The sequence below is a fragment of the Burkholderia sp. HAN2018 genome (genome assembly GCF_024704855.1).
In the GTDB taxonomy this organism is placed as follows: Bacteria; Pseudomonadota; Gammaproteobacteria; order Burkholderiales; family Burkholderiaceae; genus Burkholderia; species Burkholderia cepacia.
The window spans coordinates 1-2863 of the sequence record NZ_QOBB01000424.1 but is presented as its reverse complement, the minus strand read 5'-3'; the positions used below and the strand labels follow the sequence as shown (position 1 = coordinate 2863).

General features: G+C 69.8%; 3 protein-coding genes and 1 pseudogene. All 4 read left to right on the top strand.

Translation table 11 applies throughout. The annotated features are described in order from the left end of the window. On the top strand, positions 1 to 241 hold a 241-nt coding region (locus DPV74_RS40480; RefSeq protein WP_162923306.1), incomplete at its 5' end, for a hypothetical protein. A 20-nt stretch (positions 242 to 261) separates the two neighbouring features. Then, entirely contained in the window at positions 262 to 1662 is a 1401-nt protein-coding gene (locus tag DPV74_RS40475; protein ID WP_060170843.1) for an NAD(P)/FAD-dependent oxidoreductase, read from the top strand. Further along, positions 1659 to 2375, top strand: coding sequence for an ABC transporter ATP-binding protein (locus DPV74_RS40470; RefSeq protein WP_119339224.1), 717 nt, complete (start codon positions 1659 to 1661; stop codon positions 2373 to 2375). The genes DPV74_RS40475 and DPV74_RS40470 overlap by 4 nt, the downstream gene beginning before the upstream one ends. Beyond that, positions 2375 to 2863, top strand: a pseudogene (locus DPV74_RS40465) (ABC transporter permease); the annotation flags it as partial. The gene DPV74_RS40470 and the pseudogene DPV74_RS40465, both read left to right, overlap by 1 nt.

The following is a 2863-nucleotide window of genomic DNA, read 5'->3' as shown; positions in this document are numbered from 1 at the left end:
GGAGAACGTGTTGCGCGTGCTGCTCGGCGCGTGGCCCGAAGACGGCGAACCGCCGCGCACGTGGCGCATCGGCGGCATCGCGTTCGGCGCCGCGCGTGCCGCCGACGCCGAATTGCTGCTGTGCTACCCGGACGGCCGCTTCGCGATCGCCGATCGCGGCGGCGCATCGATCGCCGATCTGCGCGATGCGCGGCTGGCCGGCGCGACCGGCACGCAGGCCGCGGCCGGGCCGGTTCTTTGAACGGAAAGGGGAAATCCACCATGACGGAGCGCAACGACGGCGCGCGGTACTGCATCATCGGCGCGGGCGCGGCGGGGATCACCGCAGCGAAGAACCTGCTCGCGGCCGGAATCGGCTTCGACGTGATCGAGCGCGAGGACGACGTCGGCGGCAACTGGTACTACGGCCGGCCGAGCGGCGCGGTGTATCGCTCGATTCACATGATCAGCTCGAAGCGGTTTTCGGAGTACACCGACTTTCCGATTCCCGACGACTACCCGACGTATGCGCGCGGCGACCAGGCGCTCGCGTACCTGCGGGCGTACGCGCGGCGCTTCGGCGTGTACGACCGGATCGAGTTCGGCCGCTCGGTGCTCGAGATCGCGCCGGTCGCCGGCGGCTCGGGGTGGCGCGTCGAGCTGGACCGCGGCGAAGTGCGCACCTATCGCGGCGTGATCGTCTGCAACGGGCATCTGTCGCATCCGCAACTGCCGGACTATCCGGGCCGCTTCGACGGGCTGCAGCTGCATTCGTCGCAATATCGCACGCCGGAGATCTTTCGCGACCGGCGCGTGCTCGTGGTCGGCGCGGGCAATTCGGGCTGCGACATCGCGGTCGAGGCGTCCCACCATGCGCGCGCGGTGTTCCACAGCACACGGCGCGGCTACTACTACTGGCCGAAATTCCTGTTCGGGATACCGGCCGACCAGTGGGCCGAATGGCCGCTGCGGCTGCGCATGCCGCTGTGGGCGCGCCGCTTCTTCGGCGAGCGGCTGCTGCGGCTGACGACGGCCGGGCAGCCGGAGGACTACGGGCTGCGCAAGCCGGACCACAAGCTGTTCGAGTCGCATTTCATCATCAACTCGACGCTGTTCTACCACCTCGGCCACGGCGATCTCGATGCGCGGCCCGACGTGCGGGAACTGAAGGGCGATCGCGTCGTGTTCGCCGACGGCCGCGAGGAGCCGGTCGACGTGATCGTCTACGCGACCGGCTATCGACCGAGCTTTCCGTTCATCGACCAGGCGCATCTGCAATGGCGCAAGCAGCAGCCGTCGCTGTACCTCAACATGTTCGACGCACAGCATCGCGACCTGTTCTTCATCGGGCTGTTCCAGACGTCGACCGGCAACTGGCCGCTGATGGACTACCAGGCGCAGTTGCTCGCGCGCTATCTGCATGCCCGCGACGCGGCGCCGCGCAAGGCCGCGCACATCGACCGCCTGATCCGGCGCGGAAAGTCCGACTGGAGCGGCGGCATCGCGTTCCATCGCACGCCGCGGCACGTGATCGAGGTCGAGCATTTTGCCTATCGGCTGCAGTTGCAGCGGCTGATACGCGGCCTACCGGCCGTGCCCGGCGCGGCAGGCGCGGATGCGCGCGCCGCGCAGGCAGCGCAGGAAGCGCCTGCGGCGCCCGTGCGCGCGGGAGGTGCGTCATGAGCCTCGTGAACGTCGAACACCTGTCGAAGACCTACCTGCTCGACAGCGTGCGCGTGACCGGGCTCGCCGACGTGTCGGCGACGCTCGAGGCCGGGCGCTTCACCGTGTTGAGCGGGCCGTCGGGCAGCGGCAAGACGACGCTGCTGAACATGATCGGCTGCATCGACCGCCCCGACAGCGGACGCGTGACGATCGCGGGCCACGATACCGCGTCGCTGTCCGACGATGCGTTGTCCGATTTCCGCGCGCGCCATGTCGGCCACGTGTTCCAGACCTTCAACCTGCTGCCGGTGCTGTCCGCGTACGAGAACGTCGAGTATCCGCTGCTGATGGCGGGCTGGCCGCCGGCGCGGCGTGCGGCGCGGGTGCGCGACCTGCTCGACGCGGTCGGGCTGGCCGACAAGGGGCGGCACCGGCCGAGCCAGCTGTCGGGCGGCCAGCGCCAGCGGGTCGCGATCGCGCGGGCGCTGGCGGCGGAGCCCGCGATGGTGCTGGCGGACGAACCCACCGCGAACCTCGACAGCGCCACCGGCCACGCGATCATCGCGCTGATGCGCACGATCCAGCGCGAGCGCGACGTGTCGTTCATCGTGTCGTCGCACGACCCGCAGGTGGTGGGCGTCGCCGATGAGGTGATCCGGATTCTCGACGGCCGTATCGTCGGCCGGGAACGGGCCGGCGACGGCACGGCGGCACAGGAGGTGGGCCGATGATCCATACGCTGATGCTCGCGCTGCGCAACCTGCAGCGCAACCGCCGGCGCTCGCTGACCACGCTGCTCGCGATGATCGTCGGCGTGAGCGCGATCCTGCTGTTCGGCGGCTTCAGCCGCGACATCACGCTCGGGCTGCAAACCGACTTCGTGCAGCGCAGCGGTCATCTGCAGATCCAGCGGCAGGGCTATTACCTGTACGGCACGGGCGATCCGGCCGCGTACGGGATCCGCCGCTACGCGGCGCTGATCGACCTCCTGCGGCGCGATCCGCAGCTCGCGCCGATGCTGCAGGTCGTCACGCCGACGCTGCAGTTCGGCGGCATCGCCGGCAATTTCGCGGCCGGCGTGTCGCGCACCGTAATGGGATTCGGCGCGATTCCCGACGACCAGTACCGGATGCAGCAGTGGAACGCATACGGTTTTCCGCTGCGCCCGCGCGCGTTCGCGCTGCGCGGCAGCGCCGACGATGCGGCGGTGGTCGGTCTC